General features: G+C 44.7%; 17 protein-coding genes. 12 read left to right on the top strand and 5 right to left on the bottom strand.

What is annotated here, in order from left to right:
• The first annotated feature begins 14 nt into the window (after nucleotides 1-14).
• The 6 genes from fruA (at nucleotide 15) to OCV20_RS17695 (ending at nucleotide 5,638) form a co-directional block, all read left to right on the top strand.
• Nucleotides 15-1,757 (top strand): PTS fructose transporter subunit IIBC, encoded by a 1,743-nt coding sequence (gene fruA, locus OCV20_RS17720; RefSeq protein WP_086774775.1) that lies wholly within the window; start codon nucleotides 15-17, stop codon nucleotides 1,755-1,757.
• A 182-nt stretch (nucleotides 1,758-1,939) separates the two neighbouring features.
• Nucleotides 1,940-2,515, top strand: a complete 576-nt coding sequence (locus tag OCV20_RS17715) for a hypothetical protein (RefSeq protein ID WP_086774774.1) — start codon at nucleotides 1,940-1,942, stop codon at nucleotides 2,513-2,515.
• 11 nt (nucleotides 2,516-2,526) lie between these two features.
• The gene (locus OCV20_RS17710) at nucleotides 2,527-3,438 is read left to right on the top strand and encodes a sterol desaturase family protein (protein ID WP_050646614.1); all 912 of its coding nucleotides are present in this window, start codon (nucleotides 2,527-2,529) and stop codon (nucleotides 3,436-3,438) included.
• Between the two features lie 8 nt (nucleotides 3,439-3,446).
• Nucleotides 3,447-4,109, top strand: a complete 663-nt coding sequence (locus tag OCV20_RS17705; RefSeq protein ID WP_086774773.1) for a response regulator transcription factor — start codon at nucleotides 3,447-3,449, stop codon at nucleotides 4,107-4,109.
• Nucleotides 4,106-5,398, top strand: a complete 1,293-nt coding sequence (locus OCV20_RS17700; protein WP_086774772.1) for a sensor histidine kinase — start codon at nucleotides 4,106-4,108, stop codon at nucleotides 5,396-5,398. The genes OCV20_RS17705 and OCV20_RS17700 overlap by 4 nt, the downstream gene beginning before the upstream one ends.
• Nucleotides 5,399-5,485: 87 nt before the next feature.
• Entirely contained in the window at nucleotides 5,486-5,638 is a 153-nt protein-coding gene (locus OCV20_RS17695; RefSeq protein ID WP_009844874.1) for a hypothetical protein, read from the top strand.
• 108 nt (nucleotides 5,639-5,746) lie between these two features.
• Here the strand turns inward: OCV20_RS17695 and OCV20_RS17690 are convergent, their stop codons facing one another.
• From OCV20_RS17690 to yghU, 3 genes are all read right to left on the bottom strand, one after another.
• Nucleotides 5,747-6,070 (bottom strand): DOPA 4,5-dioxygenase family protein, encoded by a 324-nt coding sequence (locus tag OCV20_RS17690; RefSeq protein ID WP_017082518.1) that lies wholly within the window; start codon nucleotides 6,068-6,070, stop codon nucleotides 5,747-5,749.
• A gap of 204 nt (nucleotides 6,071-6,274) precedes the next feature.
• The gene (locus OCV20_RS17685) at nucleotides 6,275-10,762 is read right to left on the bottom strand and encodes an SslE/AcfD family lipoprotein zinc metalloprotease (protein WP_086774771.1); all 4,488 of its coding nucleotides are present in this window, start codon (nucleotides 10,760-10,762) and stop codon (nucleotides 6,275-6,277) included.
• Nucleotides 10,763-11,037: 275 nt separating this feature from the next.
• Nucleotides 11,038-11,895 carry a glutathione-dependent disulfide-bond oxidoreductase gene (gene yghU / locus OCV20_RS17680; RefSeq protein WP_050633091.1) on the bottom strand — a complete coding sequence of 286 codons (858 nt, stop codon included), beginning with the start codon at nucleotides 11,893-11,895 and terminating at the stop codon, nucleotides 11,038-11,040.
• Nucleotides 11,896-12,180: 285 nt separating this feature from the next.
• On the opposite strand from yghU, the gene OCV20_RS17675 reads away from it, so the two are divergent.
• On the top strand, nucleotides 12,181-12,525 hold the full coding sequence (locus OCV20_RS17675; RefSeq protein WP_017060876.1) for a YajD family HNH nuclease: 345 nt from the start codon (nucleotides 12,181-12,183) through the stop codon (nucleotides 12,523-12,525).
• 180 nt (nucleotides 12,526-12,705) lie between these two features.
• Here the strand turns inward: OCV20_RS17675 and OCV20_RS17670 are convergent, their stop codons facing one another.
• Nucleotides 12,706-13,086 carry a hypothetical protein gene (locus tag OCV20_RS17670; protein WP_017064770.1) on the bottom strand — a complete coding sequence of 127 codons (381 nt, stop codon included), beginning with the start codon at nucleotides 13,084-13,086 and terminating at the stop codon, nucleotides 12,706-12,708.
• Between the two features lie 594 nt (nucleotides 13,087-13,680).
• Here OCV20_RS17670 and OCV20_RS17665 point away from each other — a divergent pair.
• From OCV20_RS17665 to OCV20_RS17655, 3 genes are all read left to right on the top strand, one after another.
• Entirely contained in the window at nucleotides 13,681-14,919 is a 1,239-nt protein-coding gene (locus OCV20_RS17665) for an L-lactate MFS transporter (protein ID WP_048608721.1), read from the top strand.
• Between the two features lie 57 nt (nucleotides 14,920-14,976).
• Nucleotides 14,977-16,641 carry a VRR-NUC domain-containing protein gene (locus OCV20_RS17660; protein WP_086774770.1) on the top strand — a complete coding sequence of 555 codons (1,665 nt, stop codon included), beginning with the start codon at nucleotides 14,977-14,979 and terminating at the stop codon, nucleotides 16,639-16,641.
• A gap of 215 nt (nucleotides 16,642-16,856) precedes the next feature.
• Complete coding sequence (locus tag OCV20_RS17655; protein ID WP_086774769.1) at nucleotides 16,857-19,211, top strand: fatty acid cis/trans isomerase; 2,355 nt, start codon at nucleotides 16,857-16,859, stop codon at nucleotides 19,209-19,211.
• A gap of 101 nt (nucleotides 19,212-19,312) precedes the next feature.
• Here OCV20_RS17655 and OCV20_RS17650 read toward each other — a convergent pair whose 3' ends face one another.
• Nucleotides 19,313-20,251 (bottom strand): LysR family transcriptional regulator, encoded by a 939-nt coding sequence (locus OCV20_RS17650; RefSeq protein ID WP_048616857.1) that lies wholly within the window; start codon nucleotides 20,249-20,251, stop codon nucleotides 19,313-19,315.
• 93 nt (nucleotides 20,252-20,344) lie between these two features.
• Here OCV20_RS17650 and OCV20_RS17645 point away from each other — a divergent pair, with 93 nt between their 5' ends.
• Nucleotides 20,345-21,670: a cytosine permease gene (locus OCV20_RS17645; protein WP_086774768.1), complete on the top strand. Its 1,326-nt coding sequence runs from the start codon at nucleotides 20,345-20,347 to the stop codon at nucleotides 21,668-21,670.
• Between the two features lie 5 nt (nucleotides 21,671-21,675).
• Complete coding sequence (locus OCV20_RS17640; RefSeq protein WP_086774767.1) at nucleotides 21,676-22,800, top strand: DUF917 domain-containing protein; 1,125 nt, start codon at nucleotides 21,676-21,678, stop codon at nucleotides 22,798-22,800.

Here is a 22,800-nt window from a genome sequence, read left to right as displayed (position 1 = left end):
ACAAAAGGTTTATTATGAATATTACCATTATCACAGCTTGCCCTAGTGGCGTAGCAAACAGCATCATCGCAGCAGGCTTGTTAGAGCAAGCGACAAAAGCACTGGGTTGGAACGCCGCTATTGAATGTCAATCAAGCGTGTTACCTGACTCAACCGTATCGCAAGACGCTATCGACAGCAGCGACGTTGTGGTTATCGCAGCCAACACAAACGTTGATAAAGCACGCTTTGTCGGTAAGAAAGTGTACCAAGCGGCTATCTCTGAATGCACTGCTGATGCAAAAGCATTCCTAGAGAAAGCGGTAGCAGAAGCGACTGTATTAGACGCTTCTCAAGTTGAGACTACAGTGGAAGTTACTGGTACTTCTCCAGCGACAGGCAGCAAGAAGATCGTAGCGATTACCGCTTGCCCAACGGGTGTTGCACATACCTTTATGGCCGCTGAAGCGCTTGAAGCTGAAGGCAAACGCCTAGGTCACCAAATCAAAGTAGAAACTCGCGGCTCTGTAGGTGCAAAAAACCAACTGACAGACCAAGAAATCGCAGACGCTGATCTAGTTATCATCGCAGCAGATATCGATGTTCCTCTAGATCGTTTTAACGGCAAAGCGCTATACAAAACCACAACAAGCCCTGCTTTGAAGAAAACAAAGCAAGAGATGGAAAAAGCATTCGCAGAAGCTAAACCATACCAACACACTGCTTCTTCAAATTCAGCACCTGCTGACGAGAAGAAAGGCGTGTACAAGCACCTAATGACGGGTGTTTCTCACATGCTTCCAGTGGTAGTTGCAGGTGGTTTGATCATTGCTCTTTCTTTCGTATTCGGTATCGAAGCATTTAAAGAAGAAGGCACGCTGGCCGCTGCACTGATGACTATCGGTGGTGGCTCTGCATTCGCTCTGATGATTCCTGTTCTTGCTGGTTTCATTGCATTCTCAATTGCTGACCGTCCGGGTCTGGCTCCAGGTCTAATCGGCGGTATGCTGGCTAGTTCAACGGGCGCAGGTTTCCTAGGTGGTATCGCAGCAGGTTTCATTGCCGGTTACGCAGCGAAATTCATTGCCGACAAGGTTCAACTTCCACAATCCATGGAAGCCCTCAAGCCAATCCTGATCATTCCGTTTATCGCGAGTTTGTTCACTGGTCTTGTGATGGTTTACATCGTGGGTGGCCCTGTTTCTAGCGTGATGAGCGCAATGACGACTTTCCTAAACAACATGGGAACGTCTAACGCGATTCTTCTGGGTGTGATTCTAGGCGCTATGATGTGTTTCGACCTTGGTGGTCCAGTAAACAAAGCAGCTTACACATTTGGTGTTGGTCTATTGGCTTCGCAAACTTACGCACCAATGGCGGCTATCATGGCAGCTGGTATGGTTCCAGCTCTAGGTATGGGCCTTGCGACTTTCCTAGTGAAAGACAAGTTTGAAGCGAGCGAGCGTGAAGCGGGTAAAGCATCATTCGTTCTTGGCCTATGTTTCATCTCTGAAGGTGCAATCCCATTCGCAGCGAAAGATCCAATGCGTGTTATCCCAGCTTGTATGGCAGGTGGCGCACTAACTGGCGCTCTATCAATGATGTTTGGTGCTCAGCTAATGGCTCCACACGGCGGCTTGTTCGTACTACTAATTCCTGGTGCTATCTCTCCAGTTCTTATGTACTTAGTGGCGATTGCAGCAGGTACAGCAGTAACAGGCTTTGGTTACGCAGCGCTTAAAAAGATGAGCGACTCTAAGGCAACTGCAGAGGCTTAATCCCCCTACTCTGTTTAGATGACAAACAGAGACTCTTGATAAAACAAAGGCTCCTCATTTGAGGAGCCTTTTTTAATGAATCACCAATACTCTCTGACCAAAACAATCCTCCACGGTTACCTTTTGTTTACCTCGACTCCTTTACTGTCCTTGATAAGAAAAATGACACACAAGGAATGAGCATGAAATTACTCGCTTCACTACTCACAACAGTCGGCATTACTGGCGCTGTCTGGGGGCTATTACATATTCAGCCTGCGATTGCGGATGCATCGACAGCGCAGCCAATAACTGAGTCATCAAAGAAACAATCATCAGAAGTAAAACCACTAGCGGCTGCAAACACAACTTACCTGCGAGGTTTGAGCAAGACTATCCCTTTAGAGGACGTGCCTGAACTATGGGTCGATTTCTACCAAAGCCTGGAAGCAAAAGATGAGGAGATCGCACAGCAACAGAAAGTGGTCGTGATCTATCAGGACATCAGTTCCGACTTCAGCACGGCTACTGTCACCATTGGCTTCCCGACTCAGCAATCAACATCAAACAAAAACAATCGCTTAATCCAAATTCCAAACAAAGCCAAAGGTACGCTTCTACTTAATAAAGGCGAACATACTGAACAAGAATTAGCACAGGCTTGGGAAGAAATCGCGATATTAAAAGAAGTGGACATGGTTATAGAACACCATCAACTGAATCAGCATGGGTTGCCAGATTCTAGCGAGTTATACGTCTATTATAAGAATGGTCAGTAAAGGATTAAGTTATGGATTTCACTTTGGATAGCATTGGGAACTTTCTCTCTCAAACATTCACAGAAACAAGCATCATCCTTACCGAGACTTGGGTAGATGATAATTTTCTACTGCTTGCTTTGGCTCTGTTTATCTTTGAGCTTATCCGCTATGCCTTTAAGAAAAAGCTCAGCTGGAACATGTTGGGTGACAGCGCGACCAACTTAGTCACCTTGTTCTTCTTGTTGGTTACCGTTTTCTTTGTCGGGTTAGCCTATGTGGGCGCGTTTGTTTACGCTTACGAGAATTTCAGCCTAACTCAACTGCCAATATCCGGTTGGACAATTCTTGGTTGCTTGATCTTGGCCGATCTTGCGTATTACTGGGAACACAGGTTCTTGCACAGCAACGGTTTAGCATGGGGAACCCATTCGGTTCACCATAGCTCGCCTTACTTTAATATCTCTGTTGCTTATAGGTTTGGGCCTTTAGATTGGTTCTTTCCGTTCTTCTTTCACTTGCCGTTAATTCTGCTCGGCTTTAATCCGTTTGTCGTGCTGATGTGTGAAACCTTTGTTCAACTGTTTCAAACACTGCTGCACACTGAAACCGTCAAACGACTGCCCCGCCCTGTTGAAGCCGTGTTTAATACGCCTTCACACCACAGAGTGCATCATGCGACCAATAAGCAATACCTTGATAAGAACTATGCTGGCATCTTCATTATTTGGGACAAGATGTTCGGTACCTTCGCTAAAGAAGAGGAAGAAGTCAGATACGGCGTGTTCCCTAGAATCAACTCTGTGAACCCATTTAAGGTATATTTCCACGGCTACGTTAAACTGTGCCAACAGCTATGGCACGCGCCAAATTGGAACTACCGATTACAACTTCTTATCCAGCCGCCTATCTGGGCTTGGAAAAGAGAACGAGAAACAAAGTAAGGACACTTATGAGCATTAACGCCCTCGACAGCGACTTAGCAGAAGCTATTGCAGACTATATGGAACTCGACGGTTTCGAATTCGATTTTGCTTACAATGGCAGTGCGGGTCTCAATCTTGCGCTAGAGGGGCGTTATGACATCATCTTAACGGACATCAACATGCCCAAAATGGACGGGCTCGATGTCTGCCAATCTCTTAGGAAGCAAGGCGTGACCACCCCGATTCTCATGCTGACTGCGAGAGACACGCTACAAGACAAAATCGCCGGGTTCGAGGTAGGTTCGGATGACTATCTAGTGAAGCCTTTTGCAATGGAAGAGCTAAAAGTACGGTTGATGGCATTAGTACGTCGCGCTCAAGGCTCTGTAACTTCGTTGTCTGTGGCAGACCTCAAGCTGGACTTAGACAAGCACCAAGCCATTAGAGACGGCAAGCTATTGAAGCTCTCCCCGGTATGTTGGCGAATGCTCGTGATGTTAGTGCGAAACAGCCCTAACGTGGTGAGCAAAGCCAAGCTTGAAGAAGCATGGGAAGACGAAATGCCAAGCTCTGATAGCATGAAAGCGCATCTGTTTAAGCTTCGCCAAGTGGTTGATGCACCCTTTAACTCAAAGCTAATTCACACGGTTCATGGCATTGGTGTTGTCTTACATGAGGAATCATCATGAAGCACCCGAACATGAATCGAGTCAGTATCAAGCGTGACATCTACCTCTACTTATTTGGCATCGTCGTATTACTCACAGCCATCTACAGCTTGATGGTGTCTCAGAGCTATCATATTGGCCTTAATGAATCGGCAAAATATGGATTCTTATATGAGTTGGAAGTCGCAGAGCAACAATACATCGAAACAGGGCAACTGCCAGACTACCAAAACCCAACGTTCCAAGCCTTTCTAAGTTATTCGGAACTGCCCGCTAAATTCCAACAAGCTTTTGATTGGAAAGCATTTGATAACGATGCAATTTATGAACACTACGAGCTTTCATCGAACAGCGAGTCAGGCCAGTACCTCTACGCAGCCAAACATCCGATATCAGGTAGCGAAGAAGCGCTATACATCATTTCGGAATATGATGAAGCCATCTACTTGAATCTATTCGAGCTGAACCCACCTGATTCTGTAGCTCAAATTAACAATGCCTTCATCGCTATCGGTGCCCTTTTACTCTTGGTGTTTTTGATCATTCGTCTTCTGATACATCGAGTCACCAAACCGATTATTATCCTATCAAAATGGTCTGAGTCTCTAGATGTGGACAACACAGGAGGGCTCACTCAGTTTCGGTATAAAGAGATCGATAAATTGGCTTCGCAGCTTATTAAGAGCGTACAAGGTGAGCGTCAAGCCAACGAGCGTGAAAGCTTTTTCTTAAGAGCAGCCAGCCACGAATTAAGAACACCAATTGCCACCATTTCAGCCAGTGGCGATATGCTGGTTCGATTGTCTGAAAGCATTCCCAACAGCGGCCAACGAGCGGTAGCACGAATCCAACGTTCAGCCACCAGCATGAAAGCCTTGGTAACGACTCTGCTGTGGATGAGCCGCAATAGCGAGATAGAAACCAACTACGAGCAAATCAAGCTAGAACCTTTGCTCGATAACATCATCGAAAGCCAACGTTACCTTCTCAAAAACAAAGAAGTAGAGATCTACACCAAGGTCGACCAAGGTGAACACTCCCTTCCCCGCGAGTTAACCGAGGTTGTGCTCACCAACTTGGTCCGAAATGCATTCCAACACGGTGGTAGCGGAGATATCAGAATTACACTGACAGAACATCAGTTTGAGGTAACCAATCGTTTGGAAGATGAAAACCTAGCAAACGACTCTGATCAACAAACCTCATATGGAATCGGCCTAGAGCTAATCGATCGCGTTTGTCAGAACCAAGGTTGGCAGTTTACTCATGAAACTCACAACAATGAGTTCATCGTTAAAGTCATGCTGTAGCAATTTTCTGAAAGGTTAATTGATGGTGACCAAAAGTTTACCTTGGCTTGGTTATGCTAGTCGCACAATCAAGTTAGGAGTTATGTTATGGGCACTTGGATTTTAGAAACACTATTGTGGGCTGTGGTAACCGTGGCGGTTTGTGTCGCGATTTGGGGACTGTACTTACCTAATATCTTAATCGCATTGGGTGTGTCGGTAGCGGTATCTTTGTTGCTTGGAAACAGCTGGAGAAGCTAGGTATTTAAAAAGGGAATCGTTCGAAAATTAATGAGCTTTGATACACCCGACAGCAGCTATGTTTGTTAAGAACGTTGATTAGCTACAAACTGGCGGGCGCGAATTAAATTAGCTACTTAGCGTCTCTTCAAAGACACCCAGTTCACGACCAAGCCATGTCGCTCTTACTGTGTGATCCAAAGTTTCTTCACCGCCAGTCACAGGGTGAATAAGCACCGACATATCACCGCGCTCTTGCTCTAGCCATTCAACAATACCCGACTCTTTGTTTGCAAAGTGAATCTCAAACATCGGCATTTTATGTGGGCCAACCAAACGCTGTATTAATGGGAAAACCTCTAATACATCTTTACGTTCCGATAAAATTTTCTGACGCAGTGTTTCTGCCTGCTCAGCAAAACGCAGAGGGAAATAGATATGACCGTGGTACATGGCACCATCCTTTAGAATTATGATGCGAACAGTTTAACCTGCTTTCTCTAGCAAGGACAGCCAACCAATGGCAGCCAAAGTATTAAACATCATGTAGAAGACTGATCTAGCTGAAATTTCTAGAGCATTGCAACAAAAACGCCACACGTAGTTTTAGTGTGGCGTTTGTTCTTAAGCTATAAAATGCTTTAGCAATAATTAGCGTTAGTAAATTGAATCAACATTCAAAGGACTGTTCTTTGGTTTCTCTAGTTTTAATTGTTCAACCGCACTAAGACCTTTAGAGCTAATTCCGCCACTATAAGACTTCGTGCCATCAGCATTAGTCATTGAAGTTTCGCCCACGTTCCAAGCAACAAAGAAATCACTTAAGTCATAGTTTGAAACGTAGGAGCTACAAACCATCATTAAGTCGCCACCGGTTAGCCCAGTATCTTTGGCACTACAATAGTTTTCAACCGCATCACCCTCTGTATCACCTCGAGCTTTACGGTGCATAAGTTTGAACATATTCCAGCCTTCATCTTCACCATACACATCAGATTGGCTTGCGCCGCGTGTATACCAATCATCAATTGCAAAGTTCGATTTTGCCCAGATTTTTAGCTGACCAAACATAACTAATCGTAAACCTGCATCACCATGTGACCACGCATGTTCATTATTAAGCTCTAGCCATTTAGGTGCTTTCTTAATATCCGATTTAATACGATCCATTTCAGGGTTTGCATTGCGACCCTCTAACTCCTGCATATACAACGCAAGAAGGTTATTGGTCACTTCTGTACTACCAGCCGCTAGGAAAGGAGCTGATGCTAAGTTATGACCCACCTCATGCCACAAGAGCCAATCGTTCACAGGGTTGGTTGGAATGTATGTCCGATTTGCGTTAAAGCTTGAGTTCATCACTGGGTAGCCAGAGTGAGCCGCACCAATCGAAATCTGCACGTCATTCACAAAACGATGGCGGAACGCCTTCAGTTCTGGATAAGTGAACCTACGATGTAAACCCGTGCTTTGTTTCTCATCACGCCCGTAGAAGTCACTTGCAGCTTCAGCGAATCGATTCATATCTGTTGCGAATTGGTTCAAATCAGTGGATTCTAGATTCCTGATTGGGGTCGTATAAATAAATGAACCGGTATCGATTTCCGCAATAGGCGCCTCTGCCGATTGAACTGGGTTAATCCACTCTCCCTCTTTCCACCAAGCCGCTTTTAAGGCGCCATCAATAGTGAATGAGACTTCACCAGCCTCTTTTTCTTTCGGTTGAATGTAGATAAGGCCGCCATATGGAACCTTGAAGGTTAAGTTCGAACCGTCGTACGCATAGTTAGTTTGCATACGCGGAGGGCGCTTCAAACTGGTTTCATGATTCGGCTTACCTGTAAGATCATCCGCCATCATCACAGTAATCGTAGCTGCCACGCCATCTTGAATGGTTACTTCTTGTAATTGAGGTGCCCACAGACCTGTCGATTGATTGTTTCCTGCCGAATACGTCACCGCTTTACCGTTGGTCTGAACCATTACCGTACTTGACGAAGGTGCCCCCGAAGTTCGACCCGGATACATTGTGGTATCGACAACGATTTCATGATCCCAGAATGAGCGCCCCAACATGATACGAGTCAGAGGTTTCTCCATGTAATTTAATGGATAGCTCGGATTCAACTGCCCCGATAACTCACCTTCACCATGAATCATTCCATTAGCGACTAACGACGCTTTTAGGTCAACAGGACACTGTACATCAATTGCGTCTGTTTGATGTAAGTCTTCGGTATAACAGTTAAGGAACTGAACAGCTTTCTTGAATCCCAACTCATCTTGTACGTCTGTTTCAAAACGGTATGCGTTGTCGTTCCACATCCAAACAGACAGGTTATCAAACGCTTGATTCAATTCGCTGTTAGACAGGCGCTTACCTTGAGTACCTTTTGTTCTATAGTAAATTTCATGGTCATAAAGCGCCGTAAAGTTAGTGCCCAAGTTCGCCGCTTTAACCATGCTACCAACAACAGCTTCACTTACTTCATAGCGATCAAAGTCTGCGCGATGATAAGCACCACGAACAGTAACACCGTCTCCAGAACGAGTCTCAATACAGTTAAATTCATATTCATAATCGTTTGTACAAAGATCAGTTCCAACAAATGCAGATTGCAGTTCTTTGATGGCCGCAGCTCTCTCCTCAGCAGATTCGACAAAAATACGTGCTTGTTTAGTTACCATGACTGGTTTATCAGACTCGTCAAAAACAGCTTTGCCTTCTTCGTCTAGCTTTTGCACTTCGTAAGTTGGAATTTCAAACTTAATCTTCGACTCATCTTTGATCCAATCAACCGTACCATCCTGATTCACCGTGAATGGAGGTTTCCCTTGGTTATCCTCAAAGCGCTCTAGCACCACCATTTCCTTTTCACTCTTCACGTGAAGATTTGGGTATGGCGCTTGGCAGTAATAAGAACTCCCACAGAAAGCTTGATTCGTTGGCGTAACGTTCTCACCACCTAATGAAACACCAGCGGCATCCGCTAAACGCCCAATAGGTTCAGGGTTAGTCGTTTGAATCGCATCCATAAACAAGATATTGCCACCTTCATTAACATAGTTAATAAGCGAAGTAATATCGTCTTGGTTTAAGTTCGGATTTTCTAAGTCAGCAACGAATTGGTTGGTCATGCCATCTTGAATCAACTTAGGTGGGTATGCCTGAAGAATCAAAATTGGCGTAGTGGTCGCTTCTAATCCATCAAACTCACCTGATCCACGCTTTTCTACCGATGCAAAGCCATACTGCGGACTAACAAAGAAGGTGTACTGCTTACCCATGGTGGAATGGTGATAAGCCGAATAAGCTTGGTCAATATTGGTGACTGCATTCATCCCCGCAATAGGAGAACCATTGTTGAACCATTCAAACAAGTTCGAGAAAAACAACCTCATGCTGCCGTGGTCATCATGCTGGAGGTTTTCGAACGTCGAAACTGTGCACAGTTGTTTGTTACTGTCGATATGTAATGTGCGATTGGCCCAATAGTTTTCCGGGCATGACAGAATACTTGGATATAAGCCATTCCCCATGAACACAACCTTTCCCTTGCCGATCTCGCCTGCTGTAACGAATGGAAAACCATAAGTGGCGTTATCTTCAGAAACGAAAGGAATGGGTTGCATTGCAATTTGGGGATGTTCCGCAATGTAAGGTTTGCCTTCACGAGTCCAAGCCTGTTGCTCACCAAAATAAAGCTCACGGTTTTTATCAGTTCTTGGCATCATCACAGGAAATGCTCTGTTCGATATGTTCAGAGCTCGCATACCACGGGTATACCCTGTCGCACCGTAAAAACTACCATTGTCATTAAAGACATGGAATGTGGTGACGTTGTGGAAAATTTGCTGCAGAGACTCTGTAACATACTGACCAGAATCCATAGATAAAACAGCAGGTTGACGAACATAATCCATAAACTGAGGCGTTTGGCGCAGCTGCCCATCAATGACTGCCGTTAACCCTTGGCTAAACTGACCAACAAACTCATTAGGAAGTTCGAAGTCTGTACCCTCTATCAGCCCCCCATTTGGCAGAGTTAGGTTGATCAACTCATTTATAACGTTAGGGTACTTTGAAAAGGTATCTTGGACTTCTTCAGATATCTCATAATAACTTACATGATCAACCGCGTAGCGCTCTAGTAATGACTGGATATTTGCTTTCTCAACCACATTATTGGTCACATCAGACAATTTATAAGCAATCTGATTACCCGTAATGGAGCCAAACTCAAACGTATCAATACCAAAAACGATTCTGTCGCCCCACAGGTACTCGAAGAACCCCTCTTCATCCGTCACGCCCGTCGCGTTAGCCGAAAAGAAACTGATCCCAGAAATCGGCGTACCACTAGCATCTGTAAGCTTACTGCGAGTTAACACCTTGCCTTCAACACTTGGCTTATAAGCATAGGTAGACTCCGCGTCTGCAGAAACAAAACCAGCGTTAAGGTTATTGTCCGCATTAGGGTCAACCGCAGGAACAACAGTTGTGTCTACGTGTGAACTAGGAGCCTTACCTACTTCATCGGTAGACTCTTCTTCTTTCGATGAAAAGTACGCATCGACAGCATCTTGATCATCAAGTTGCGAGAACACATCCTCAATATCAAAAGCATCCAGCTCTTTTAAACAGATAGCACTGTCAGTCTCACAAACATCAATTGATTCGAGTACCTTGGTAACGTTGTCTCCATGTAATTCTGTCAACTCAAATGCCGCATGAAGCGCATCATTTGAAATCGTGCTTTCTGTGACTTCAGGGAGAGGAGCCGTGAAACCACCTAAAGTAAGGTGACCCAAGGTACAACTAAAACTCACGCCTTGTTTTACACTGAACGTTCCGTTTTCAAGATGAATACCGTCACAGTAAACATCTCCAGAAACAAACGCCCCGCTCGACAATAGTGAACCGATGTAAGTTGTTGGGGGAATAATATCTGTTGGTGGAATAATGTCAGTCGGCGGAAGGATATCCGTTGGTGGAACAATATCTGTCGGCGGAGGAATATCCGTTGGTGGAATAATGTCTGTTGGAGGAACCATATCAGGACCATCACTATAGCTTAGTGAGTCGTGATTACACCCGGAAAGAGCCGCGGATATGATAGCCAACGCAATTAAATTTTTTTTCATTGAGCGAAGTTAGTCGTAATTTTAAATGGACCGTTATCTTATAGATTTACTCCATCTCGATGACTATTGTTTTTTGTCTTAACCACAAAGACCATTACTCATAAGCGATTGAATAAGATAAATAAAAAGATAATTGAGACTCTCATTCCAATTGCAAAACCTCTCCCTACCTTAAAACGAAAAAACACCATATCTCGATTGAGATATGGCGTTTCAATTAGCCATTAACGTTAAGAGCGATAGGTTATATCTGCCCAAAAACACGTTCAATAAAACTAAGGCTTAAGCTTTAAAACTCGGTCAATATCTTCTGCAGAATGGCGCTCTGGTACTTGCTCCCACTCTTCGCCAAATGAACGATTAACCACTCGGCCGCGTTGGAAGCCTTCGCGCGCTTCTAGCTGCTTCGCCCAGCGCACAACGTTGGTGTAGGACTCAACTTGCAGGAATTCGGCTGCATCGTAAATTTTGCCTAGCACAAGGTTGCCATACCAAGGCCAAATCGCGATATCAGCGATGCTTAGCTCGTCACCCGCCACAAATTCATTATTTGCTAACTGTTTGTCTAACACATCTAGCTGACGCTTAGCTTCCATCGCAAAGCGGTTAATTGGGTACTCTTGCTTTTCATCCGCGTAAGCGTAGAAGTGACCAAAACCACCACCTAGGAATGGCGCAGAACCTTGAGCCCAGAACAACCAGTTAATGGTTTGTGTTCTTGCTGCCCCTTCTTTTGGTAAGAAGTGACCAAATTTTTCTGCTAGATGCATCAAGATAGATGCCGATTCGAAAACATTAACGTCTTCGTCACCAGACTTGTCGACAAGTGCTGGTATTTTAGAATTTGGATTCACGCCAACAAAGCCAGAAGAGAACTGGTCAGCCTCACCGATGTTTATCAAGTACGCATCATATTCAGCTTCTTTAACACCCGCCGCTAACAACTCTTCCAGCAAGATAGTGACTTTTTGACCGTTAGGTGTGCCAAGAGAATACAATTGAAAAGCATGGTCACCAACAGGAAGCTCTTTATCAAAGCGAGCTCCAGATTCAGGACTATTGATGTTTGCCCACTTGTTACCACCAGCAGTATCGTTAACCCAAACTTTTGGCGGAGTGTATTGTTCTGACATGATATTTCCTTATTAATATAGGGTCTCACAAACTGATATTAGGTCACATGCCTGCGGTTAAAACCCCTGAATACGATTTATTTTCAAACTGTTAAGCATGGCTTATTCCAGAAAGACATAACCCGCTTAAGCGTTGGTGTGTGTAAAAGATAAGTCCGTATTCAAACTTCAGTCTAATATCAGAAAATCCCCCGCATCATTTAACAATGATTTACGAACGACATACCGACAGCTTCAAGAAAGCTGTGATAAAATCTGGATATTACAATTGATAAGGATTTGGCAATGTCTTCTGATTTCACAGGTTCGAGTGCAGCGTATGCTCGCCAAGAGAAAGGCTACCGCGAAAAAGCACTAAAACTGTACCCTTGGGTTTGTGGTAAATGTGCGCGTGAATTTGTTTACTCAAACCTCCGAGAGCTTACCGTTCACCACGTGGATCACGACCATACAAACAACCCTGAAGATGGCAGCAACTGGGAGCTACTGTGCCTGTACTGTCACGATCATGAGCATTCAAAATACACTGACCATGAGCGTTATGGTGTGGATGCAAAAGCGAGTTTAGATGATCATCAGTCAGCGACACACAACCCGTTCGCCGATCTCGCTAAGATGATGAAGAAGTAACACGCCTTCAGAGTAGTCTTTGGTAGATGGTAACTGCTAGATAATAGATAAATAACAAGAAACCCCAGTATGTCACCATACTGGGGTTTCTTTTGTCTGCCGTCATAACCAAAGAATAGAGTTCAGGTAGGCAGGATCAACAAAGCCTTCCGAAGAAGGCTTTTTAAGAATCAAATCGAATTACGCTGCCGCTTGTTTGCGAGACTCTTCTACCTTCTTAGCGCGTTGTTTTAGCGTCAATTTATCGCGGTATGCAAACCAAACGTAAGACACAACCACTAAGAAGAACAGGTATGACAATGAGAAAATGAACGGCGATTGAATGATATCGTTCGAGATACCCCAAGAAACACCGATAACAGTCACTGCAATTTTCGCAAAAAAGCCACACATCAACAGCACTAATGCCAACTGTGGGAAACGCGTACTGCGGAATGCAAGCCAGTAGCAACTACCAACTGCTAGAGCCGCAACATAGAAGCCGAATAGGAAAGAGTGAATATGGTCAGCTGCCGCTACACCACCAGAAATTGACATCAATAAAATTAAAAACAGTTTCATAATACTCGCCTCACCATAAGTTGGAAACGCATCCTTTCAAATTTGGAATCTCAGTTTGCGTACTATTTTCCCACTTTTTACGGACAACACAACCCCTCCAATCGAACAAAATGCAAGCAAAAGTACTAACAAAAAGCATCCTTAACAATTGCTTAACATTCTGTTTTTAATAAAACTCCGTTACTCCTTGTCTCATATGAACAAAGCGCTGTTTCGATTTATTTTGTTACACAAATTTAACCTTAGAAATTAATTAAAATTATTTGTAACTCTGTGATATCCGCACGGAATACGTGTCTATTCAAAAACCATCTCCTCAAAAACCCTGAAATAATAAGAAAACAGAGCGAAAAAGAACAAAACAGAAAGGTGTTGAATACATTTTAAAAACCAATGAAAAACAACTTATTAACAAAATGAATTTAATTTACCGAAAATGGAAAAAGAGATTCCAATCACATTTTTATTGGTTATAATCCGCGCTCTTTTGCGCTATCTGTTGATAAACGCAAACTAATTTTGAAGAAACAATCACAATAACCCGTCTTTAGTTAAGTGGCTCTCCACTAACCGATGACAAAACTGAGAATAAAAATGAGCAAGATTGATAAAGCAACACGTATCCTGCTAGCAGGCTTCTGTATCAACCTTTGTCTTGGCATCCTGTATGCTTGGAGTGTATTTAACAAAGCGCTAGTAACTGAAGCTGGTTGGAGTGCTGCTGAAGCATCTTCACCTTACGCTATTGCAACTATCACATTCTCTGTTTGTCTTCTTGTTGCGGGCATCCTACAAGACCGTATGGGTCCACGTAAGATCCTTATCCTAGGTACGGCTCTAACAGGCCTAGGCATGATTGCTTCTGGTTTCGCTACAACACCTATGATGCTGAACATCACGTTCGGTGTGATGACAGGTGCTGGTATCGGCTTCGGTTACGCATGTCTTTCTCCATCTGCAATGAAGTGGTTCCACTCTTCTAAGAAAGGTATGGTTAACGGTCTTATCGCAGCAGGCTTCGGTCTTGCAGCTATCTACCTAGCACCAGTAACTTCTGCGCTAATCGACAGCATGGGTATCCAAACTAGCTTTATGATTCTTGGTGTTGGTGTACTTGCAATCGCAGTACCTCTAGCAGCAACAATCAACAACCCACCAGCGGATTACACGCCAGCTGAGCCTAAAGTAAAAGCAGGCCAAGCTCCTAAAGCGGTTAAGAAGACTGAAGACCTAACTTGGAAAGTAATGCTGAAGACTCCTCAGTTCTACTCTCTATGGATCATGTACGCATTCGCTGCATCTGTTGGTCTAATGATCATCGGTAACATCACTACAATTGCTAGCGTTCAAGCTAACCTGCCAAACGCAGTTTACCTAGCGTCTATCCTTGCAGTATTCAACTCAGGCGGCCGTGTTGCTGCGGGTATGCTTGCAGATAAAATCGGTGGTGTACGTACTCTACTTCTAGCGTTCATCCTTCAAGGCGCGAACATGGCTCTATTCGCTACGTTCAACTCTGAATTCACGCTAATCATTGGTACGGCTATCGCAGCTGTTGGTTACGGTACGCTTCTAGCAGTATTCCCAACACTAACTGCTGAGTTCTACGGTCTGAAAAACTACGGTACTAACTACGGCGTGCTTTACACGGCATGGGGTATCGGCGGCGCTATCGGTGCAGCAGTTGTTGGCTTCTCAATGTCAAACGGCGAAGGTTACGGCCTAGCTTACACAATCTCTGCAGTTATGATGGCAGTGTGTATTGTTCTAGCAATCATCACTAAGCCAATCTCTGAAGCTAAAGTTGCTGAACTAAAAGCATCACAAGCTTAATCAACAGAAAAGATTGAATTTGTTACTGAAGAGCTTAACCTTAGGGTTAGGCTCTTTTTGTATCAAGCGACTTCTCCATTGACGACCGAAACCACTGTTCAGCTCTCCCCTACTTATTATCTCGACAACTTCAATCGACTGGTTGAACACGCTCAAACGCTCTACCCCGATCTTCTGAGTGACGATGAATGCCGTTGGTTGTCCGCATACAAACGTCTTTCCGTTTCAAGCCAATGCTTAATGGTACGTTTGCTTTCTCGTAAAGGCCGTTGGTTTCGCAGCGATAAACTCAACTATGTTGAGATTCTAGATCTAAAGACCGCACTGCAAGAGCTAAGCAGCTCAGGCTTCATTGGGTTGAGTCATCCCGAAGAACAGCATGACTTCGTCATTAATGAGGTCCAGCTCGGGTTGCACTTACTCACCAAGCCAGAATTGTTGAATGTATTCCCCGCCCTAAAGAGCCGCAGAACTGCCAAGAAAGACGACCTGTTGCTACTGCTTGATCAACAACCTTTCGATCAATTTCAAAACCTGACCTTCGACTGTATTTACGTCATCGAATCTCAAGTTATCGATGTATTACTATTGCTGTTCTTTGCCAACACCTATCAAGACTTAAGCCAGTTCGTGTTAAGCGACCTTGGGCTCAATACCTTTGAGAACTACCCATTAAGCAAGCAGCGCCGCTTCTTCACTTCTAGAGATCAACTCAATCAATTGCTCCAGATGCGCGATATTCAACGCTTATATTCAGAAGGTGGTCGCAAAGACGGTGACTTTCTGGAACTGCTTTTAAACGCGATTCCTGAAGAATCAGAACACAGAAGCATTGCCAGAAAACGATCGCGTTTGATCAATGATATTGCTCGCGATCTAGAAAGGTTAAACCTAAACGACCAAGCTGTCTTTTGGTTCAGACAATCTACACTTCCTCCGAGCAGAGAGCGACTTGCGCGCATCTATGATAAGCAAGGTACGCTAGACTTAATGCGTGACACTGTCACACAAATGAAAGCTAATCCATCGGATGTGTCAGAGTTAGAAGTCGCCATTAAGCTTGAAGATAGGCTACTACGGAAACAGGGGCACAAAGTTTCACGAACCATAAAACCGAGCTGCAAAGAGTTAAAACTGGAATTAGACCTCAGCCAAACGCGAGTCGAGCTTGCGGTAAAGCAGCATTTTGAGAACCAAGGTTGGGATGTCTACTTTTCTGAAAACAGTTTTCTGTGTGGCTTGTTTGGTTTGGCTTTCTGGGATGTCATTTTCGCAGACGTTGAAGGCGCCTTTATCAATCGATACCAACATCGACCATTGGATCTGTACCATTCAGATTTCGTAGACAAGCGAGCCGAACAGGTTGAAGCCGTGTTTCAGACGATATCCAAACATGGGCTGAACCATTTGCTTGATACTTACGATGAAAAGCAAGGTATCGCGAACCCCTTTGTTCATTGGAATTATTTTCCTAAAGCACTCATCGAACACTGCTTGGCTTCGATTCCAGATGCTTTAGTTATCGATCTCTTCAAAGTGATATTGAGTGATTTAAAGCTATTTAGAACTGGGATGCCGGATTTGATTGCATTCAAGGGCGATGAATTTCATTGGATTGAAGTCAAAGGCCCTGGCGATAAACTGCAAGACAACCAGTGGCGCTGGATCAAAGAGTTTGAGCGATTGTCTGTCCCTTTCTCTGTTTGTTACGTCAATCAGTGAGTCTTAGCTCTTAACTGTTGGCTTTTGGCTTTTAGCTTTTAGCTCTTGGGGCTTAAATCTAGCTATCTTGAAACTCCAATTTCGAATCACAAGCGAGTGATGCGCATCGACAAGTTACTCGTCCCATCAAGATCTTGTCTACAAAATTGTTAGAACATGAGCATTTTCAATCATTTTCGATATAATTATAGAAAATGCCTAATATTTTAATACGTATGAATTTGAAAAAACTCTTCATTTTAGCTTTTGTTAGCGTCTTCTCAGGTTGTGCCGTCTACGCGGGTTTAAACTTCGACGAACTGTTTGGTGAACAACAAGTACGCGATCGCCAAGCACCTATTCTTTCGGCTCAAGCACAGCACTTCATTGACGAAGTAAAGCCCATCATTGATAACCGATGCGTGGTTTGCCACGCTTGTTATGATGCCCCTTGCCAACTCAAAATGTCTTCAGTGGAAGGTATAGACCGAGGCGCGAGCAAGGCACTCGTTTATCAAGGCACCCGCTTAACGGCATCTGCCCCAACTCGCTTGTTTGAAGATGCGTTAACCACACAAGAGTGGCGCGATGCGGATTTTCATCCTGTCCTCAATGAGCGCATGCAGAACTCAACGGCTAACCTCGATGCTGGTCTTGTTTCTCGTATGTTGATCCAGAAAGAGAATCACCCTCTACCCGATCAAACCCAGCTTGAAGGTTTCGACTTTTCGACCGATCGCGACCAACAGTGCCCAACGATTGAAGAGTACGCCCAATACGAGAGAGATTACCCAACTTGGGGGATGCCTTATGGGATGCCGAACTTAGATAAAACCGAATACGCGACTTTAATGAGTTGGTTAGAAAATGGCGCGTTAATGAACGACCACATTCCGCTGAATGATGCAGAACAAGAGCTCGTTAATGTCTACGAAAGCTTTTTAAACAAAAGCGACAATAAGAGTCAACTTTCAGCACGTTATATCTACGAGCACCTGTTTTTGTCTCACGTCTATTTTTCTGATTTAGCTCAACCAACGCGTTTTTTCACTGTTGTTCGCTCTGCAACACCACCAGGTGAAGCGGTACAGCGCATCACGACTCGCCGCCCTTATGACGATCCAAAAGTGGACCGTGTTTACTATCGTCTGATTCCAGAGCAAGGCACCATCGTCGACAAAACGCACATGCCTTTCGCACTTAATAAAGAGCGTCTACAAAAGTGGAATAGCTGGTTTGTCGACGTCAATTACACCGTAAAACAACTGCCTAGTTACAATATTGATGTTTCTGCAAACCCAATGACATCATTTGAAGCGCTGCCAGTAAACTCGCGCTTCAACTTCATGTTGGATAACGCGCAAAACACCATCATGGCCTATATCAAAGGACCTGTGTGTCGTGGTCAACTTGCCTTGAACGTAATTAACGACCGTTTTTGGGTTTTCTTCATCGACCCAGAGAAAGCCGATGTTCCGGAAATCAACGCCTTCTATGCAAGCCAAAAGAAAAACTTAAAGCTGCCTAGCGAGCTAAAAAGCAACACCGTACCTGTGACCAACTGGGTAAGATACGCGAAGCAACAAGCGCGATACCTAAACGCGAAATCAGACTTCACCAACCAATGGTTCGAAAGTGGCGTAAACCTAGACACTGGCATCATTTGGGATGGCGATGGCATCAACCCGAATGCTGCTCTCACCGTCTTTAGGCACTTCGATAGCGCCTCTGTTGTACAAGGGTTAGTTGGCACGCAACCTAAGACTGCGTGGATTCTTGATTATGCTCTTCTAGAGCGTATTCATTATCTTCTCGTTGCAGGCTTCGATGTTTACGGTAACTTTGGCCACCAACTGATTACACGCATGTTCATGGACTTCTTACGTCTTGAAGGTGAGAGTAACTTCTTAACCCTTCTTCCTAAAGACGTTCGCCACATTGAACACTCTAGCTGGTACCAGAACCAAAGCGCACAACTGAGTGACTACTTGCAGCGAAACATAGCTCCTTTTGATCAGCCGACCAGCGTGGTTTATAAAACGGCCGATCCGAAGCGTGAACTGCTTAATATGATCAAAGATAAGCTCGCACCTGTTCTCGACAATCGCTTTGAGATTGTTGAAACGGGTTTTGGTAGAAAGAATGAAGCACTGCTTAACCAAGTGAACTTGATTAAGGGAGAAGGCCTGCGTCATGTACCTCAATTAGTGATGATCATGATTGAAGGCGAAAACGGCGAAGAACAGCTGTTCACCATGATTCACAATAACGCGCACAGCAACATTTCTAGCTTGTTTAATGAAGAAGGTAACCGCGATTACGCCAATGATGACCTAACCCTCGTACGAGGCGTTGTCGGTAGCTACCCTGCGGCTTACCTGTCATTAACCGAGAGCGAGATTCCGACTCTGGTTAAAACACTGCAAAACTTAAACACAGAAGAAGACTACGTGGCGCTGTTAGACAAGTTTGCGGTACGACGCAGTTCTAGCGAATTCTGGCCATTCAGTGATCGCGTTCATCGTTGGTATCAACAAGACCAACCGATCGAGTTTGGCTTGTTGGATTACAACCGCTTCGAGAACCGTTAGTTTTCACTCATAAAGCATAAAAGCAAAAATCCTCTGTCTTGGCAGAGGATTTTTTGTATATGGGAAAGTATCTTAAGTGCTATCAAGAAACGACGAATTCTCTATATTGAATCCGATGTTTCCGGTTGGTGTAGCTCATCAAAAAACGCACGCGCGGCGGGAGAAAGGGAATCTACAGGTTGCTTCAACACCACATAAAACTGACTCTTCAGGCTCCACTTCTCGGGCTGAAGCGGAATTAAGGCTTGGTCATAATGGCCACGGTCGATTAAGTGAGAAGGCAAGAAACTCAGGTGTGTACCCGCCAATGTTAGAATCACACCCGACTCAACATGCCAACCATCAAAAGGCTTTACGGAATCGTACTGCTCAATATTCAGTAATCGGAACATCTCATCTTTGGCATAGCCGCCCATGTTGATGCGACAGCCATCCAATGAGAAATCCTTGTCCATGATCTTCTCAGCCAGATCCTTACGCGCATACAGATAACTGTGCTCTTCAAACAGTGGGTATTTATGTTGAAACGCTGATTTTTGATGTGACCCTAGAACCACTATCATCATATCAATCTGGTTCTTTGCTAACTTCTCATTCAACTGGGTGAAATCGCCGACATCAACACTCACCTCTACACTGTTACTGCGTTGGTAAAACGTCTCGATCGCTTTGGGAAGTGGGTTATAGGGCAATGTGACGGTGTTATCCAAGCATCCAATTCGCACGTGCCCAGAGAGTTCAGTCTGTACGCCTCGTAACTTGTAAGCGAAGTCGGTTAAGGTCGATTTCAATTGGTTCGCATATTTATACACTTGCTCACCTTCATGAGTCAGCTTAAAACCCCTTCTTCCACGTTGGCATAATGTTAATTCTAAGCTTTTTTCCAAGGCAATAAGCTGATTACTGAGCACAGGTTGGCTAATCCCGGTGCTTGCGACCGCCTGATTGATGCCTCCTTGCTCAACAATTTCACAAAAAAGCTCTAATCTTCGCAGGTCTCTTTTATCTAACTTATTGTTTGAATTCACTTTGCCACTCACATTTGTTTTTTGTTATGTTTACATCTGATTATATTCATTTATTAACAATAAATACATCAGTATGCTTTATTCACACTTATGGAATAACAATGCATGGATGGCACTATGGCGGCAGAAGCTTACGTGAATAAACCCGAAGCAACACACAGCCACAAAAAGATAGATGACTTCGAATTGGAACCCGTACCCGAGAAGGCCAAACGATCTTGGTGGGTTATCAGCCTTATTTGGTTGGCTATCGGCATCGATATTTCGGGATTGTTTCTCGGCTCGATTCTAAGCAGCGGTATTGGTTTTGAAGACGCACTGCTTGCCACGTTTATTGGTTCAGGCTTATTGGCGATCATCGCGATGCTGTGTGCCAACATTGGCTTTCAAGCTGGTGTGTCTACCCCGCTGGTGAGCAGCGCAGTATTTGGTCGTAACGGCGGTAAGATTCTTGGTTTCATCAACGGCATCTCATTAGTTGGCTGGTTCGCATTCCAGGCTGATTTCTTCGCTTTCATCATGGTCGATGCACTGGCGAAATATGACATCATAATTTCTCACCTCACCGCTCTTATTGGCGGCAGTGTGTTAATGATGATGACGGCTATCTATGGCGTTCGTGCTTTAGGCAAACTCAGTACCTATTCTGTTCCATTGATGGTGACGCTGATTACCATCGGTTTGTTTATGGCCGCTGATTATCAAGGTGGCGCAGCGCCATCGATTGAAGATCCTTTGACGCTTGGCCAAGCCATCTCTTTTGTTATGTCTATCTGGATTTTGGCTGCGGTTGCTGCACCTGATATTGCTCGCTACGCCAAAACACGTCGTGATGCGATTCTAGGAGCGGGTATCGGATTTCTGGTCGGCAACAGTGCCATCATTCTTATCGCGTTGATCCTGACCAAAATGACCGGCACCGACGACCTAGTCGAAGTCTTCTTTACCCTAGGTTTAGGCATGGCAGCCATCATCGTACTAGTATTCGCACAATGGACCACCAACAGTAGCAACCTGACCTCTGGCGGCTTATGCATGTCGATGGTTCTACCTAAGATTCCGCGCCCTGTTCTGGTTGTGATCATGACCATCGTCGGTATTGGCATTGCTCAACTCGGCATGGTGAACAAGTTTACTGATTTCTTAATGCTACTCAGCGTAACCATCGCGCCTGCAGCGGGTGTCTACATCGTCCAATATTATGTTTTAGATTCAACAAAAATGAGCTTTAAGAACATCCAACAAGTTCCAGCTTGGATGTTTAAAGGCTTGGCTTCTTGGGCATTTGGTACTGCCTTCAGCGCTTGTACCGCACCAGAATTCTTCAACCTGTTTTCGTTCACCAGCATCTCGGCGTTAGACGGCATTCTTGCCGCTGGTGTGATTTACCTCTCCCTAATGAAGCTTTCTCCTTCAAGTGATAAGGAATAGTAGTTGTGATTATTACTGAACAAATGATTGATGATATCGCGCTTGGTGCGACGGTATTAGGAACTGGCGGCGGCGGTGACCCATACAGCGGTGCCTTGATGGCGAAAGTAGCCATTGCAACGGCAAAACACCCTGTACGCATGATTCCTTTAGAAGACGTGCAAGACGATTGGATGACTGTCCCCTCTTCAATGATTGGCGCACCAACCGTCGCAGTAGAGAAACTCAATTCGAAAGATCAAATGTTGATTGCATTCGAAGCGATGGAAAAAGCGCTCGGCACCAAAGTGGCGGCAACGTTTCCTATCGAAGTAGGCGGCTTCAACTCGTTAATTCCGATTCTCGTTGCGGCGCAAAAGAACATTCCTGTGATCGATTGTGATGCGATGGGACGTGCGTTCCCAGAAGCTCAGATGGTGACCTTCTTTCTTGATGGTCTCCCTTCTGCACCAAACACATTGGCCGATGAGCGTGGCAATGTCGTCACACTTTACCCAATTGACGGTATTTGGTCTGAAAAGTTTGCGAGACCAATTACCGAACAGATGGGCGGATCTGCAGCAATGTGCGATTACCCAATGAACGGTAAGAACCTAAAACGCAGCGCACTGCCTGCAACACTGACTCAAGCAATGAAGATTGGTGAAGCGATTAGACTGGCAAACGACAACAATCAAAGTGGCACACAGGCCGTATTAAACATTGTCGGCGGCCATACCATCATCAGTGGCAAGATTGTTGATATTCAACGTGAAACCGATGGTGGTTTTGCAACAGGCGGTGTCGTGATTGAAAAGCTGGCTCAGTTTGAAGATACCGGCGTCGATAACGTGTTTGTGCAGTTCCAAAACGAATTACTTCTCGCGCACAAAGGCACAAGTCGTGCAGACATGAACCAAGATAACCTACTGGCATCAACACCGGATCTTATTTCGATCTTGGATCATGAAACCGGCAAGCCAATCACAACCGAACAACTTCGTTACGGGCAGCGCATTGACCTTATCGCCTACCCTTGCGACCCAAAATGGCGCACTAACAAAGGCATCGAAGTCGCGGGCCCGGGTTACTTTGGCTACACAGTCGAGTATCAAACCATTGAACAACTAAAGTCTGCATTGAAGAGGTAG

It is taken from the genome of Vibrio coralliirubri (assembly GCF_024347375.1).
In the GTDB taxonomy this organism is placed as follows: Bacteria; Pseudomonadota; Gammaproteobacteria; order Enterobacterales; family Vibrionaceae; genus Vibrio; species Vibrio coralliirubri.
Note: the sequence above shows the minus strand (reverse complement) of the source record. Positions and strands in the feature narration are given on the sequence as shown.

Bases quoted from the DNA above. Each gene is read 5' to 3' on its own strand.
- OCV20_RS17705 (WP_086774773.1), top strand. From the start codon at position 3,447: ATGAGCATTAACGCCCTCGACAGCGACTTAGCAGAAGCTATTGCAGAC.
- OCV20_RS17710 (WP_050646614.1), top strand. From the start codon at position 2,527: ATGGATTTCACTTTGGATAGCATTGGGAACTTTCTCTCTCAAACATTC.
- OCV20_RS17695 (WP_009844874.1), top strand. From the start codon at position 5,486: ATGGGCACTTGGATTTTAGAAACACTATTGTGGGCTGTGGTAACCGTG.
- OCV20_RS17690 (WP_017082518.1), bottom strand. From the start codon at position 6,070: ATGTACCACGGTCATATCTATTTCCCTCTGCGTTTTGCTGAGCAGGCA.
- OCV20_RS17685 (WP_086774771.1), bottom strand. From the start codon at position 10,762: ATGAAAAAAAATTTAATTGCGTTGGCTATCATATCCGCGGCTCTTTCC.
- OCV20_RS17715 (WP_086774774.1), top strand. From the start codon at position 1,940: ATGAAATTACTCGCTTCACTACTCACAACAGTCGGCATTACTGGCGCT.
- OCV20_RS17665 (WP_048608721.1), top strand. From the start codon at position 13,681: ATGAGCAAGATTGATAAAGCAACACGTATCCTGCTAGCAGGCTTCTGT.
- fruA (WP_086774775.1), top strand. From the start codon at position 15: ATGAATATTACCATTATCACAGCTTGCCCTAGTGGCGTAGCAAACAGC.
- OCV20_RS17675 (WP_017060876.1), top strand. From the start codon at position 12,181: ATGTCTTCTGATTTCACAGGTTCGAGTGCAGCGTATGCTCGCCAAGAG.
- OCV20_RS17655 (WP_086774769.1), top strand. From the start codon at position 16,857: ATGAATTTGAAAAAACTCTTCATTTTAGCTTTTGTTAGCGTCTTCTCA.
- OCV20_RS17700 (WP_086774772.1), top strand. From the start codon at position 4,106: ATGAAGCACCCGAACATGAATCGAGTCAGTATCAAGCGTGACATCTAC.
- OCV20_RS17645 (WP_086774768.1), top strand. From the start codon at position 20,345: ATGGATGGCACTATGGCGGCAGAAGCTTACGTGAATAAACCCGAAGCA.
- yghU (WP_050633091.1), bottom strand. From the start codon at position 11,895: ATGTCAGAACAATACACTCCGCCAAAAGTTTGGGTTAACGATACTGCT.
- OCV20_RS17670 (WP_017064770.1), bottom strand. From the start codon at position 13,086: ATGAAACTGTTTTTAATTTTATTGATGTCAATTTCTGGTGGTGTAGCG.